This is a genomic window from Falsiruegeria litorea R37 (assembly GCF_900172225.1).
Taxonomy (GTDB): domain Bacteria; phylum Pseudomonadota; class Alphaproteobacteria; order Rhodobacterales; family Rhodobacteraceae; genus Falsiruegeria; species Falsiruegeria litorea.
This window is the reverse complement of sequence record NZ_FWFO01000001.1, coordinates 1,906,603-1,918,826: the sequence shown is the minus strand read 5'-3', so window position 1 is coordinate 1,918,826 and position 12,224 is coordinate 1,906,603. Positions and strand designations below refer to the sequence as shown.

Sequence of the window (12,224 nt, the reverse complement as noted above, 5' to 3'; positions counted from 1 at the left end):
CCAGTTTACTCCTTATCCATATGTCCGCGCGGAACCCGCGGCAGCGACAGGCGGAACACCGTGCGCCCGGGCACAGACGTGACCGAAACCCACCCGTTGTGATCCGAAATGATCTTGCTCACCAAGGCCAATCCCAGCCCGGTGCCGTTCTCGCGCCCAGACACAAAGGGATCAAAGATGTCGGCCTTGATCTTGTCCGGCAGACCGGGGCCATCATCGATGATCTCGATCTGCAAAGGCAGCGATTGACCTGTGCCGTCCGAGCGGCGCAAGCGAAAGCTGTGTTCGAAATAACTGCGCAGGCGGATGGTGCCGCCTTGGGGGTCTGCCGCCTCTGACGCATTGCGCAGCAAGTTCAAAATCACCTGCAGCAGCTGGTCGGGGTCGCCCATTGCCATCGGCAGCGATGGATCGTAGTCCTCGATAATGGTCATATGGGCCCCGAACCCCAACTGTGCGGAGCGTCGGGCGCGGTCCAGAACATCGTGAATATTGACCGGCTTGAAATCCGGCGTGCTGAGGTTGCCAAACTGCTCGACCTGCTCCAACAGCTTCACGATTCGACGGCTTTCGGCCACGATTAAATCTGTAAGTTCAAGGTCTTCCGCACCTAAATTCATGCTCAGAAGTTGTGCAGCACCAGTGATCCCGGCCAACGGGTTCTTGATCTCATGCGCCAACATCTCGGCCATGCCAATCGCAGACTGCGCCGCCGATTTCACCGAATGGTTCTGCGTCATCCGCCCCGCCAATTCCCGCGGCGAAATGATCATGATCATGGTGCCAGGATGGCCGAGCAACGGCGCAATCTGCAACGCGCATTGCAGTGGCGCGCGGCTGCCCGAGCCGACATCGATGTCATTGACAAAAAGCGGTGTGCCGTTGGTTCGGGCGCGCTCGAAGGCCTCTTCGATTGGGGCATCAATGGCGATCTGGTCCCAGACCGGCGTGCCCTCGACCGCTTTTTTGGAGGCGTTCAGAAACCCTTCGCCAGCCGAATTCACGTCGGCGATCCTGTCCTGCGGGTCGATCAGGAAAGCCGGAACTGGCAGCGAGGCCCAGATGGATTGGTCCGAGGTCATGCTGCCACCTTCTCGGACTGGATCAAGGCATCCGCCAGCAGCCGCGTCACCTCCTCCGTATCGCGGGACGTCAGCACGGTGCGGCGCAGCGGCGCTGCCGTGCCCGCCTCGTCCATGTACCAGCCCAGATGCTTGCGCGCGACGCGCAGGCCCAAGTCAGCGCCATAGAAAGACAGCATCGCGTGATAGTGGCGCTGCACCATGTCGATCAGGTCGGCGCCCTGCGGAATGGTGGGTACAGGCGTTCCGTAAAGATCATGCGAAACCTGCGCCAGCAACCAGGGTTTGCCTTGTGCGCCCCGCCCGATCATGACGCCCGCCGCACCGGACAGCTCCAGCGCCATTTGGGCGGTCTCGGTGCTGGTGATATCGCCATTGGCCACCACTGGCACATCCACGGCGTCGGTCACCGATCGGATCGCCGCCCAATCGGCGTGGCCCTTGTAAAACTGACAGCGGGTGCGCCCGTGGATCGTGACCATCTGCACGCCCGCATCCTGCGCGCGGCGCGCCACGTCGGCCGCATTGAGCAGCCTGTCGTCCCAACCAAGTCGCGTCTTGAGCGTGACGGGAACATCCACCGCCTCGACCACCGCCTCTATCAGCGTGAGCGCATGATCGGGGGTCTTGAGCAGAGCGGAACCGGAATACCCGTTGGTCACCTTTTTGGCGGGGCACCCCATGTTGATGTCGATGATCCGGGCGCCCTGGTCGGCCACTTGCCGCGCCGCCTCGGCCATCCAGGTTGCCTCTCGGCCCGCAAGTTGCACGGCGGTGTTTTCCACGTCAGCGCTCAGCTCGGCGCGTTCACGTACGCCGGGCTTGGCCTGAACCATTTCCTGGCTGGCGACCATCTCGCTCACCACCAGGCCCGCGCCGAAACTGGAGACCAGATCACGGAACGGACGGTCGGTGATTCCGGCCATCGGGGCGAGGACCACGGGCGGGGTCAGCTCTTTGTTGGCAAGACGTAAGGTCAAAATGCCTAATCCTTGTGCAAGTGCCACTTTGGTAACGAAGCGCCCCCAATGGCACAATGAAACGGACTGTTTCAAGGCGTATCAAAATGGCACTTGCCTATTTTTTAGGCAAGTTGACGCGGGTGATTGCCGAAGCGCGCGGCACCTCATAAACAAGGCGCAGCAGATCAGGAGCAGACACACCATGACCACAGCCGCCATTATCGTCGCTGCAGGGCGCGGCCAGCGTGCAGGCGGCGGAGTGCCGAAACAGTGGCGGCCACTTGCCGGGCGGCGCGTTGCGGATTGGACCTTGGCTCAGTTCGAAGCGGCAGGGTTGGACCATATCGTGCTGGTGCTGTCGGAAGATGACAAAGAGGCATGGGCCGAGTTCGAAAGCGGACGCTACATCCTGACCTCAGGTGGGTCAGATCGCGCAGGATCGGTGCGCAATGGATTGTCCGCACTGGAGAATCTGGGCGTCACCAAAGTTTTGATCCACGATGTAGCACGGCCCTGCGTCAGCAAGCAAATCATCTCGGACGTGCTGAACGCCCTCGACGAAAGCCCCGCTGCCGCACCGGGTCTTGCGGTTACAGACGCGCTTTGGGTTGGAGCCGAGGATCAGGTCACAGGCACACGGGATCGCGATGGCCTCTATGCGGCGCAAACGCCGCAAGGGTTTCACTATGACGCCATTGTTGCAGCCCATACCGCACACCCCGGCGACGCGGCGGATGATGTGCAGGTGGCGCGGGATGCGGGCCTGCCGGTGACGATTGTCCCGGGCGACGCGGACAACTTGAAAATAACCAGGCCCGAGGATTTTGCCCGGGCGGAACGCATACTGAGGACGGATATGGATATCAGGCTGGGCAATGGATACGACGTACATCGCTTTGGTGACGGCGATCACGTGGTGCTGTGCGGCGTGAAGGTGCCGCACGAGCGCGGGCTGCAGGGGCATTCGGATGCGGATGTGGGCATGCACGCCGTTACCGACGCGATCTATGGCGCACTGGCGCAGGGCGACATTGGCCAGCATTTCCCCCCGTCCGATCCACAGTGGAAGGGCGCGGCAAGCGAGATCTTCTTGCGTCACGCGGTCGAGTTGGCGGCCTCGATGGGCTATCGCATTTCCAACGTCGACTGCACGCTGGTCTGCGAATACCCCAAGATCGGACCGCATTCCGCCGCCATGCGCATCGAAATGGCGCGGATCATGGGGCTGAGCGAGAGCCAGGTTTCGGTGAAGGCGACCACGTCCGAGCGTTTGGGCTTTACCGGGCGCAGCGAAGGCATCGCCTCGCTCGCCACCGCCTGTCTGGTGTCGGCATGATGGGGCTGGCAAAAGCCATCGCAACGGTTGGCGGCGTCGGCTACCTGCGCCCCGCACCGGGCACCTGGGGGTCGCTGGTCACCCTGCCCCTGACCTATGCGCTGCACCAATTGGGTGGCTTTCCCCTGCTGGCGATTGCCACTGTTGTGGCCATCGTCGCGGGAATTTGGGCTACCGGCGTGATGACCGCCGGACAAGACGATCACGACCCGTCCGAGATCGTGATTGATGAGGTTGCAGGCCAGTTCATCGCGCTCATGGCGATCTCGTACCCGGCCTGGTCCCATGGGATCGAGATCACCGCGCTTTGGCCCGGTTGGGTCGCCGGGTTCTTGCTGTTCCGTCTGTTCGATATCACCAAGCCCGGCCCCATTGGCTGGGCCGACCGGCGCGGTGACGCGCTTGGTGTGATGCTCGATGACCTGATCGCGGGTGTCTTTGCCGCCATCGGCGTGGCGCTGCTCGCAGGCTTTTCACATGGGGTGCTGGGGCTATGAACGTAACTGACCTTCTGGATGAGGCGAAACGCCTGGGTGTCATGATCGCCACGGCAGAAAGCTGCACAGGCGGCATGGTGGCCGCCGCGCTGACCGACATTCCCGGCAGCTCGGCCGTGGTTGAACGCAGCTTTGTCACCTATACCAACCGCGCCAAGCAAGAGATGCTGGGAGTGAAACCCACAACCCTGGATGCGGTCGGCGCCGTGTCCGAAGAGGTGGCGCTTGAGATGGCGGAGGGCGCCCTGGCCCATGCCCCGGTGCATTTGACCGTTTCAATCACCGGCATCGCTGGTCCCGGCGGGTCCGAGTTCAAGCCCGAAGGGCGCGTATGCTTCGGGTTGGCCGGCTCGGGCCTGCCCACCACCACCGAAACCATCGAGTTTGGCGCCCTTGGTCGCGACCAGGTGCGGCTGGCGGCACGAGACCACGCGCTCAAGCTCTTGCAGACCGGCCTTTCACGTATCGCCGAAAATCAGGGCGGCTAGCAAAAACAACGCTTATTTTTTCACCACATCGCAAAAAGCGTCAAAAACAGGCGGGTTTTGCGGCAGGTGCCTCTTTTTTCCCCAAGCGGCTTTGGGTTCAACGCTGAGAACCACTCGCTTACCGAAAAGGAGAGGCCCCATGAATGGAGCCGATACAGCCTGGATCATTGTGGCAACCGCCCTGGTCCTTTTCATGACATTGCCCGGCCTTGCGCTGTTTTATGGCGGTCTTGTGCGTGCCCGAAATGTACTCAGCGTGTTCATGCACTGCTTTGCCATTGCCTGTTTGATGAGCATCCTGTGGTTGATCGCCGGATATTCCATCGCCTTTGGCGGCGGCACATCGGGCTACTGGGGCGGGCTGGACAAGATGTTCCTGCTGGGCATCACGCCGGACACCCTGTCGGGCACCCTGCCCGAGGTGCTGTTCTTTGCGTTCCAGATGACATTCGCCATCATCACGCCCGCCCTGATCGTGGGCGCCTATGTCGAGCGTGTGGGCTTTGGCTTTGTCCTGACCTTCTCGGGCCTCTGGATGCTCTTGTGTTATGCGCCGGTGGTTCACTGGATCTGGGGCGGCGGGTTCCTGGCCGATGGTGGCATCTTTGGTGAAACCGGCGTCAAGGACTTTGCCGGCGGCATCGTGGTTCACGAAACCGCAGGTCTGGCCGCGCTGATCATCGCCTTTTTCCTCGGCCCACGCCGTCACCGCACCACCCCACCGCACAGCCCTGGTTTTGTGATGATCGGTGCTGCGATGCTGTGGGTTGGCTGGTTCGGCTTCAACGGTGGCTCGCAACTGGCTGCTGACGGCGGTGCTGCGATGGCGCTGACCGTGACGCATATTTCTGCAGCGACCGCCTCGCTGACCTGGGCACTGTGGGAAAAGATCAAATACGGCAAGGCGTCGATGGTGGGTCTGGTGACCGGTACCATCGCGGGTCTGGCCTCGATCACACCGGCATCTGGCTTTGTTGATCCGGCTCAAGCGTTGGTCATTGGTGCAGTGGCCGGTATCCTGTGCCAAGAAGCGGTGAATGTCGTGCGCAACATGCTCAAGATCGACGACACGCTGGATGTTTTTGCGGTCCACGGCGTGGGCGGCATCTTTGGCACCATCATGATCGCCGTATTCGGCCTGGGAAGCTGGGCGGCCCAGCTGGGGGGCCTGGTGATCGTGGGTGTCTTCACGGCAGTTGTGACCGTGATCCTGGTGAAACTGGTTGCACTTGTCACCCCGCTTCGCGTAGACGCCGAGACCGAAACAAATGGTCTGGACCTGAGCGTACACGGCGAACGGGCCTATGACATAAGCAGCTGAGCCCACCTTGGCTGACTTATGCCCGCAAGGGCAGCGAAAAGCGGGTCTCTTGGGAGGCCCGCTTTTCTAGTTTGGCAAGCCAATCACAAGCAAGTTGGTGGACGTTTCAGCCCGCGACACACTGATTCCGCATTGAAACGGGGATCGCACATCCGACGACGGGCACGCAAAAGGCTTCGGACCAAGTGGAACGCCAAGCTGCTTCAAAATCGCCGGGACTGTTAGCCTCGACTTTCTGGGAAAAGATGTACCATGCGCCACCAAACGTCGTGTCTCGCAAAACATGGTCGCCAATCTTCTCGCGCTGCTCATTCTCTATCCCAACGCAATTCTCAGCGAGATAGGCCAAGTCGTTCTCCAGCACGATGTCAGAGAAGAACATCGAATGGATCGCGTTTGCAAAGAAGACCATCAAGGCAATGGATCCCATCACCAGAGACCGCCTGAAAGAGCTCATACTACAAACGCTCAGCCAGATCCGCCGCGCGGCCTCCGGTGCGCAGGAGTGACCAGACCTCATCTGTCAACGGTCCACCGATCAACTTGGCGGCCTTGGTGCGCACCCGTTCCTCTCGCGTAGCCAATGGCAGGGGCGCCTGCAGGTCATGGGTCGCTTCATCCCGGCTCCCATCGCGGCGCAGGATCGACAGATGGGCCTGGGTTTCGGTCAGGGTCTCATCCGCCTCGACGTTGATACGGCCCCGCAGCGCAATCAGACGCGGATCGGCACAGACCGCCTCGGAATAACTGTCGAGCCGCGCGGTGTCGTGGCCAAGCGCATGCATGGCCAGCACCGTGCGATACGAAAACTTGGCGCCAAGGCCCGTGGTCGGTTCCGGCTGATTGCACACGCTCATCCAGCGTGGATGGGTGCGCACAGTCATCTCGGCAACCTCGGGCTCGGCGATATCCAGCGTGCGCGCGGCCTCGAGCGCGGCGTGGAGGCCGTGACAGCAGGCGTGAAACTTGTGGCTCACGGACTCGAACAGCCATTCGGCGCCGAGCCCCTCGAGCGCCTCGTTCAGGTTACCCTCTCCGTGATGGGTGGCGCCAAAGCCAAAGTCCCCTTCGAGCGCGTCCGGATTGGCTTGAAACCCGCGTTGAACCAGTTGCACGGTCTCAACACCGGCTGCGGCTGCAAGGCCTGCGTTGTAAGGCTTGCCCATTGTTCCGAACTGCGCCTTGAGCCCCGCCGCGCGTGTGGCGGTCAGGCCCAGGACCTGCGCCATGCCATCGGCCTGCAGCCCCACCAGCCGACCAGCGGCCACGGCGGCCCCAAAGGCCCCCGCCGTCGCAGTCTGATGAAACCCGGTCTGATAGTGGCTGCGCCCCAGCCACAGGCCCACACGGACCGAAACCTCCATCCCGATCAACGCAGCTTCGAGGAATTCAACCAGCGGCAGGTCCCGCATCTCGGCCATGGCAAGCGCTGCCGGAAAAACCGCCACCGACGGGTGACCGATGTGGGCGAAATGGGTGTCGTCGTAATCGAGCGCGTGGCTGATGGTGCCGTTGGCCAATACCGCAGAGCGTGCTGGCGCTGCGCCGCCGCCAAAGACCTGCGCCTGGCCCGCCCCCTGTTCGACAAACACCATGTCGCGGACGATCTCGGACACGGGTTCAGCCCGGCCTGCACGCCCTACGGCGAACCAATCGAGCGCGGACAATGAGGTCACCAACCGGGCAGACGCGGTGGTGGTCACGGGGCCGGCGGCAAAGTCCGCCAAATGCGAGGTCAGCTGAGTCATGGAGCGCAGTGTAGCGCGCCGCTGAGGGGGGTAAAGCCTAGTTGTAAAGCTCGGCGGCGCGACGTTCAAATGCGCGTACGATCCGCTGCATCGCTTCGTTGAAGACTACACCTATAACCCCTTGAAGTATGGCATTTTTAAACTCGAAATCGACAAAGAACGACACTTCGCAACCGCCATCGGGGTGATCGACAAAGGCCCAAGTGGACTTCATGTGGCTAAAGGGGCCGTCCAGGTATTCGGTGTCGATCTTGTGCGCGCCCGGAAACAGCGTGACCCGGCTGCCAAACCGCTCGCGGAACACCTTGAACGAGATCACCAGATCGGCGTCCATCACAACAGCCTGTTCCACCTCTTGCGTGCGGCGGATGCGGGCGGCGGAACACCAGGGCAGAAACTTGGGGTATTCGCCGACATCCGCGACCAGATCATACATCTGTTGCGCGGTGTACGGCAGATGGCGGGTCTCGGAATGGGTGGGCATTTTGGCCTATATTTTGGGGTGACTCTGGGCGATCATGTCGTATGTTGCGCGCGAAAGATCAAGGGGGCAGTGATGAGCGACCGCGCATATGTGATTGATACGATGATTTCGGCCAAGGCCATCGCGGCCCGGATCGAGGAGCTGTGTCGCGAGATCCAGACCGAGTTTGCAGACACTGACAAGCTGGTCGTGGTGGGGCTTTTGCGCGGCTCATTTGTGTTCATCGCCGATCTGGTGCGTGAGCTGGACCTGCCCATCGAAGTGGATTTCCTGGAGGCGTCATCTTATGGCGACGCGATGGAAAGCAGCCGAGAAGTGCGTATTCTCAAAGACTTGCGCGGCGCAATTGAAGGGCGCGACGTGCTGGTGGTCGAGGATATCGTCGATACGGGCCACACGTTGAACCACGTCACCCACCTGCTGCAAAGCCGCTCGCCTGCGCGCCTGAAATCCATCGCCCTGCTGGACAAACCATCCCGGCGCGAGGTCGATTTCCGCTCTGATTGGATCGGGTTTGAAATCCCGGATGAATTTGTCGTGGGCTATGGCATCGACTATGCGCAACGCAACCGCAACCTGCCCTTCATCGGCAAGGTGCGCTTTGTTGCGGATGCAGAATAACGACTGAAAACGGGGTGCACTATGCGTGCACTACCCGTGCACCAAGCGTGCACCGCCTGATGCGCCGCAGTGCAGCACGTTTTGATCCAAGGGGCCGAGTATGAACATCCGCCATTTCCTGCGCATGTCCCGCATAGCCCGCAACCCGCCGTCCGAGAAACAGGTGCTGCGGTTACTGGCCGTGCTGGGGGTGTGTTTGATCCTGTTCGGGATTGAGTACTTTGGGTTCTGGCCAGAGTGGGCGAAGGTGAATTCTCTGAAACCTTGAGAGGACCACTTCGAACTATGGACCAAACTTTGTTCACCTTCGAGCGGAACCCTAATATGAAACCACCTTTCCTTTAAACACTTTTTATAGTAAAATAAACTTCATCGTTTCCGCCGAAAGAACATCACTCAACAAATGACGAATAAATAATGAAAAAATGCGCTTATTGCCACAACACAGCAGAACTACGCGACTCCCATGCGATACCTGATGCTTTCTTCAGATCAATATCAAAAGATAACAACGGTCAATTAATTGCAATTCCGGGCAGCGATGGGAAAATCCATCTATCTCAGGATACAGGCAAGGCAAAACTTCTATGCGAAGACTGCGAGCGAGAATTCAACAAGAGGTTCGACGCCCCTCTCGTAAACGCTTACAGAACTTGGGACAAAGCATTCATCGAAAAGGGTTCAGGTGCTACCCTCAGCTTTTCAGCTGAACAACTGGCACAAGGGCTAGCGTCGATTTTTTGGAGAGCCAGTGTATCTGGAAACGACTTCTATGAGAATGCGAGCGTCACTACCCCAGACATTGACAGGCTATTGAACGTTGTAAATGCCGACAGGAAAAATGTTCTTAAACTGTGTTCGTGTTTCATCTCGCGGCTCTACGACAAAAACTCCCAACGGGACGGCGGCTTCAAGACAGATAGCCTTTCCAAAGTAATATTGCCAGTCACCGCGTATAGAATAAACGTGGGTGGCACCCAGCAGTCAAACTCCATCGCATTCGCTGCTGTTTTCCAAGGGTTCATTTCTCATATTACCATTCCTAGACTTCCATACAAGTTTCGTAACAAACCTGGATACCTAAAGCCAGGTAGTGTAAAAGTACGTGCACCCCGAACACACTTCGCCGACTACGAACCGCTGATGGAGATTATGGTCGAGGGAAAGCGGAAGGAAATGGACGGTCAATCAAGTTTGAAGAACTAGAATAGATTAGATAAAAGTCGTCTATCGAGCCATACCTTCAAAGAAAACACTTTTACATCGAATTGCCACCCCGGCACCGCCGGGCCACGCCCGACCCTCCCCCCGGGAGGGCGTTTTGTGACGTTTCGAATTTGCTGAAACAATCGTGATCTTTGATGGCGGGTTGCCAAACTCTGCGTTCTGACGCCCACCCAGGGTCGGGCGTGGCCCTTGGGTGTGCTGTTAACCCAGGATGCGGCGGAGGGTTGTTTCGAAGATTGCGGCTCCGACCGGGATCAGCGCGTCGGGGAAATCGTAGTCGGGGTTGTGGAGTTGGGGGTGGGCCTCTCCGCTTCCCAGCCAGAACATGGCGGACTGGGCGGATTTGGCGAATTGGCCGAAATCTTCGGAGAATTTTTGTGGGGTGTCGGTGAGCTGCACGGGCACGTCCAGAGATTGGCAGGTCTGGTGCAGGTGCTGGGTTGCCTCAAGCGAATTGGTGCAGGCCTCGAATATGTCGTCGTAGGTGATGGTGACCTGCAGGCCAGCGGCCTGGGCGGATGTGTGGACGAGGGTTTCGGCCTCTGCCACCAGAGCCGCCATCCTTGTGTCGGTAACGGTGCGCAGGGTGACCCACAGCTCGCCATGTCCCGGCGCGACGCCGAAGGTGGGCTCTCCCAACTGGGCATGGGTCAGTGTGGTCAGAGCAAAGTCTGCGTTCAGCGGGCCGCCCTGCCCCAGAGTGGCCAGTTTCGGCATCAGGTCCGCCATCACGGCGGCGGGTGACTGCCCGTCCTGGGGCGCGGCGGCGTGCGAGGTTTTGCCGGTCAACACCACGCGCATCCCGCGCGAGGCGCAGTTGGCGGCGGACCGGCAAAGTTCGACATGGCCCAGGGCCAGACCGGGCAGGTTGTGCATGGAAAAGACCATGTCGGGAGTGATTTGGGCGAACTGAGGATCGGCGCGAAAGGCGGGCGCGCCCTTGCCGGTCTCCTCGGCCGGTTGAAAGATCATCACGGCGCGGCCCGTGGCGGGGCGTTTGGCGGCGAGGCTTTCGGCCACCGCAACAACCATGGTCATATGGCCGTCGTGGCCGCAGAGGTGGCCCTTGCCCGGTGTTTCAGAGGCATACGGCGCGCCGGTTTCTTCGGGGATGGGCAGCGCGTCAAGTTCGCAGCGGATGGCGACAGTGGGACCGGGTTGGGTGCTGTCAAAGATGGCGGCGACGCCGTGACCGCCGATGCCAGTGAGCACCTGATCGGCCCCCAGATCGCGCATGATCTGGGCGATTTTGGCGGCGGTCTGCGCCTCTTCCCCCGAGATTTCGGGGGCGCGGTGCAGATCGTGGCGCAGCGCGGTCAGGCGCGTCAGCTGTTCGGGCGTCATTGCTGACCGAGTTTGGCCTGACGCGCGTCGCGCAGGCGGGCAAAGTCGTCACCCGCGTGGTAGGACGAGCGTGTCAGCGGCGTGGCCGAGACCATCAGGAAGCCCTTGCCGTAGGCGGCTTTTTCGTAGCTTGCGAATTCCTCGGGCGTGACAAAGCGGTCGACACCGTGGTGTTTCGGTGTGGGCTGTAGGTATTGGCCGATGGTCAGAAAGTCGATGTCGGCGGCGCGCATGTCGTCCATGACTTGGCGGACGGCTTGTTCGTCCTCTCCCAGCCCCACCATAATGCCGGATTTGGTGAACATCGACGGGTCGAGTTCCTTGACCCGTTGCAGCAAACGCAGAGAGTGGAAGTAGCGGGCGCCAGGGCGCACCTCGGGGTATAGGCCCGGCACGGTTTCCAGGTTGTGGTTGAACACGTCAGGGCGCGCCTCGACCACGGTTTCCAGCACCGCAGGGTCACATTTGATGAAATCGGGCGTCAGGATCTCGATCGTGGTTTTGGGCGAACGGTGGCGCACGGCGCGGATAGTTTGGGCAAAGTGCTCGGCGCCGCCGTCCTTGATGTCGTCACGGTCCACGGATGTGATGACCACGTGATTAAGCCCCAGCTTTTCGACCGCATGGGCGACCCGGCCCGGCTCGAACGCGTCCAGATCCTCGGGCGGTTTGCCGGTTGCGATGTTGCAGAAGGTGCAGGCGCGCGTGCAGACCTCGCCCATGATCATCATGGTGGCGTGGCCCTGGGACCAGCATTCGCCAACGTTCGGGCAGCCAGCCTCTTCACACACGGTGACCAGGTTGTTCTCGCGCATGATCTTGTGGGTGTCGGCATAGCCTTTGCCGCCGGGTGCCTTGACGCGGATCCAGCTGGGTTTCTTGGGCTGGGCATTGTCCGGGCGATGGGCTTTTTCCGGGTGGCGTTGCTCGGGAATTTTCAGGTCGCGCACGTCAGGATCCCTTGGCTGGGGGTGAGGCTTGGGTCAGCATTCATTCCCTTCTATCATAACGCCGCGTCACAAAAAGTACCAGCTTCGCATGGCCGCTATGCATGGGTTGGTGCAAATGCGGCATCTTAACCTCAAATTTGCGGCACAAATACATGTTTCGCAAC

General features: G+C 60.4%; 14 protein-coding genes. 7 read left to right on the top strand and 7 right to left on the bottom strand.

Annotated features, from left to right (window positions below; all coding sequences use genetic code 11):
* Positions 1-5: 5 nt before the first annotated feature.
* Entirely contained in the window at positions 6-1,082 is a 1,077-nt protein-coding gene (locus TRL7639_RS09435; protein ID WP_085795440.1) for a two-component system sensor histidine kinase NtrB, read from the bottom strand.
* Positions 1,079-2,062: a tRNA dihydrouridine synthase DusB gene (gene dusB, locus TRL7639_RS09430; protein WP_085795439.1), complete on the bottom strand. Its 984-nt coding sequence runs from the start codon at positions 2,060-2,062 to the stop codon at positions 1,079-1,081. The genes TRL7639_RS09435 and dusB overlap by 4 nt, the downstream gene beginning before the upstream one ends.
* 184 nt (positions 2,063-2,246) lie before the next feature.
* Here dusB and TRL7639_RS09425 point away from each other — a divergent pair, with 184 nt between their 5' ends.
* The 4 genes from TRL7639_RS09425 (at position 2,247) to TRL7639_RS09410 (ending at position 5,686) form a co-directional block, all read left to right on the top strand.
* Positions 2,247-3,380 carry a bifunctional 2-C-methyl-D-erythritol 4-phosphate cytidylyltransferase/2-C-methyl-D-erythritol 2,4-cyclodiphosphate synthase gene (locus tag TRL7639_RS09425; protein ID WP_085795438.1) on the top strand — a complete coding sequence of 378 codons (1,134 nt, stop codon included), beginning with the start codon at positions 2,247-2,249 and terminating at the stop codon, positions 3,378-3,380.
* The gene (locus tag TRL7639_RS09420) at positions 3,380-3,877 is read left to right on the top strand and encodes a phosphatidylglycerophosphatase A family protein (protein WP_085796348.1); all 498 of its coding nucleotides are present in this window, start codon (positions 3,380-3,382) and stop codon (positions 3,875-3,877) included. The genes TRL7639_RS09425 and TRL7639_RS09420 overlap by 1 nt, the downstream gene beginning before the upstream one ends.
* A complete protein-coding gene (locus tag TRL7639_RS09415) occupies positions 3,874-4,365 on the top strand; it encodes a CinA family protein (RefSeq protein ID WP_085795437.1) in 492 nt (163 codons plus the stop codon). Before TRL7639_RS09420 ends, TRL7639_RS09415 begins: the two co-directional genes overlap by 4 nt.
* Before the next feature lie 139 nt (positions 4,366-4,504).
* Positions 4,505-5,686, top strand: coding sequence for an ammonium transporter (locus TRL7639_RS09410; RefSeq protein ID WP_085795436.1), 1,182 nt, complete (start codon positions 4,505-4,507; stop codon positions 5,684-5,686).
* Between the two features lie 106 nt (positions 5,687-5,792).
* Here the strand turns inward: TRL7639_RS09410 and TRL7639_RS09405 are convergent, their stop codons facing one another.
* From TRL7639_RS09405 to TRL7639_RS09395, 3 genes are all read right to left on the bottom strand, one after another.
* The gene (locus tag TRL7639_RS09405; protein ID WP_207559649.1) at positions 5,793-6,068 is read right to left on the bottom strand and encodes a hypothetical protein; all 276 of its coding nucleotides are present in this window, start codon (positions 6,066-6,068) and stop codon (positions 5,793-5,795) included.
* Positions 6,069-6,144: 76 nt separating this feature from the next.
* Positions 6,145-7,434, bottom strand: coding sequence for an MmgE/PrpD family protein (locus TRL7639_RS09400; RefSeq protein WP_085795434.1), 1,290 nt, complete (start codon positions 7,432-7,434; stop codon positions 6,145-6,147).
* 37 nt (positions 7,435-7,471) lie between these two features.
* Positions 7,472-7,918, bottom strand: a complete 447-nt coding sequence (locus tag TRL7639_RS09395) for a type II toxin-antitoxin system RatA family toxin (RefSeq protein WP_085795433.1) — start codon at positions 7,916-7,918, stop codon at positions 7,472-7,474.
* A 72-nt stretch (positions 7,919-7,990) separates the two neighbouring features.
* Between TRL7639_RS09395 and hpt the strand changes: the two genes are divergently transcribed.
* From hpt to TRL7639_RS09385, 3 genes are all read left to right on the top strand, one after another.
* Positions 7,991-8,539, top strand: a complete 549-nt coding sequence (gene hpt, locus TRL7639_RS09390; RefSeq protein ID WP_085796347.1) for a hypoxanthine phosphoribosyltransferase — start codon at positions 7,991-7,993, stop codon at positions 8,537-8,539.
* Between the two features lie 100 nt (positions 8,540-8,639).
* Positions 8,640-8,807, top strand: a complete 168-nt coding sequence (locus TRL7639_RS23085; protein ID WP_165759788.1) for a hypothetical protein — start codon at positions 8,640-8,642, stop codon at positions 8,805-8,807.
* Positions 8,808-8,956: 149 nt separating this feature from the next.
* Positions 8,957-9,745, top strand: a complete 789-nt coding sequence (locus TRL7639_RS09385; protein ID WP_085795432.1) for a hypothetical protein — start codon at positions 8,957-8,959, stop codon at positions 9,743-9,745.
* Positions 9,746-9,967: 222 nt separating this feature from the next.
* On the opposite strand, the gene TRL7639_RS09380 is transcribed toward TRL7639_RS09385, so the two are convergent.
* Together TRL7639_RS09380 and lipA are read right to left on the bottom strand one after the other, a co-directional pair.
* Positions 9,968-11,110 carry an amidohydrolase gene (locus TRL7639_RS09380; protein ID WP_085795431.1) on the bottom strand — a complete coding sequence of 381 codons (1,143 nt, stop codon included), beginning with the start codon at positions 11,108-11,110 and terminating at the stop codon, positions 9,968-9,970.
* Positions 11,107-12,060 (bottom strand): lipoyl synthase, encoded by a 954-nt coding sequence (gene lipA / locus TRL7639_RS09375; RefSeq protein ID WP_085795430.1) that lies wholly within the window; start codon positions 12,058-12,060, stop codon positions 11,107-11,109. The genes TRL7639_RS09380 and lipA overlap by 4 nt, the downstream gene beginning before the upstream one ends.
* Positions 12,061-12,224 lie beyond the last annotated feature (164 nt).

What these genes read in the sequence shown, in the direction of transcription:
- TRL7639_RS09435 (WP_085795440.1), bottom strand. Translation starts at nt 1,082, where the DNA reads ATGACCTCGGACCAATCCATCTGGGCCTCGCTGCCAGTTCCGGCTTTC.
- TRL7639_RS09425 (WP_085795438.1), top strand. Translation starts at nt 2,247, where the DNA reads ATGACCACAGCCGCCATTATCGTCGCTGCAGGGCGCGGCCAGCGTGCA.
- TRL7639_RS09420 (WP_085796348.1), top strand. Translation starts at nt 3,380, where the DNA reads ATGGGGCTGGCAAAAGCCATCGCAACGGTTGGCGGCGTCGGCTACCTG.
- TRL7639_RS09415 (WP_085795437.1), top strand. Translation starts at nt 3,874, where the DNA reads ATGAACGTAACTGACCTTCTGGATGAGGCGAAACGCCTGGGTGTCATG.
- TRL7639_RS09410 (WP_085795436.1), top strand. Translation starts at nt 4,505, where the DNA reads ATGAATGGAGCCGATACAGCCTGGATCATTGTGGCAACCGCCCTGGTC.
- TRL7639_RS09405 (WP_207559649.1), bottom strand. Translation starts at nt 6,068, where the DNA reads ATGTTCTTCTCTGACATCGTGCTGGAGAACGACTTGGCCTATCTCGCT.
- TRL7639_RS09400 (WP_085795434.1), bottom strand. Translation starts at nt 7,434, where the DNA reads ATGACTCAGCTGACCTCGCATTTGGCGGACTTTGCCGCCGGCCCCGTG.
- TRL7639_RS09395 (WP_085795433.1), bottom strand. Translation starts at nt 7,918, where the DNA reads ATGCCCACCCATTCCGAGACCCGCCATCTGCCGTACACCGCGCAACAG.
- hpt (WP_085796347.1), top strand. Translation starts at nt 7,991, where the DNA reads ATGAGCGACCGCGCATATGTGATTGATACGATGATTTCGGCCAAGGCC.
- TRL7639_RS23085 (WP_165759788.1), top strand. Translation starts at nt 8,640, where the DNA reads ATGAACATCCGCCATTTCCTGCGCATGTCCCGCATAGCCCGCAACCCG.
- TRL7639_RS09385 (WP_085795432.1), top strand. Translation starts at nt 8,957, where the DNA reads ATGAAAAAATGCGCTTATTGCCACAACACAGCAGAACTACGCGACTCC.
- TRL7639_RS09380 (WP_085795431.1), bottom strand. Translation starts at nt 11,110, where the DNA reads ATGACGCCCGAACAGCTGACGCGCCTGACCGCGCTGCGCCACGATCTG.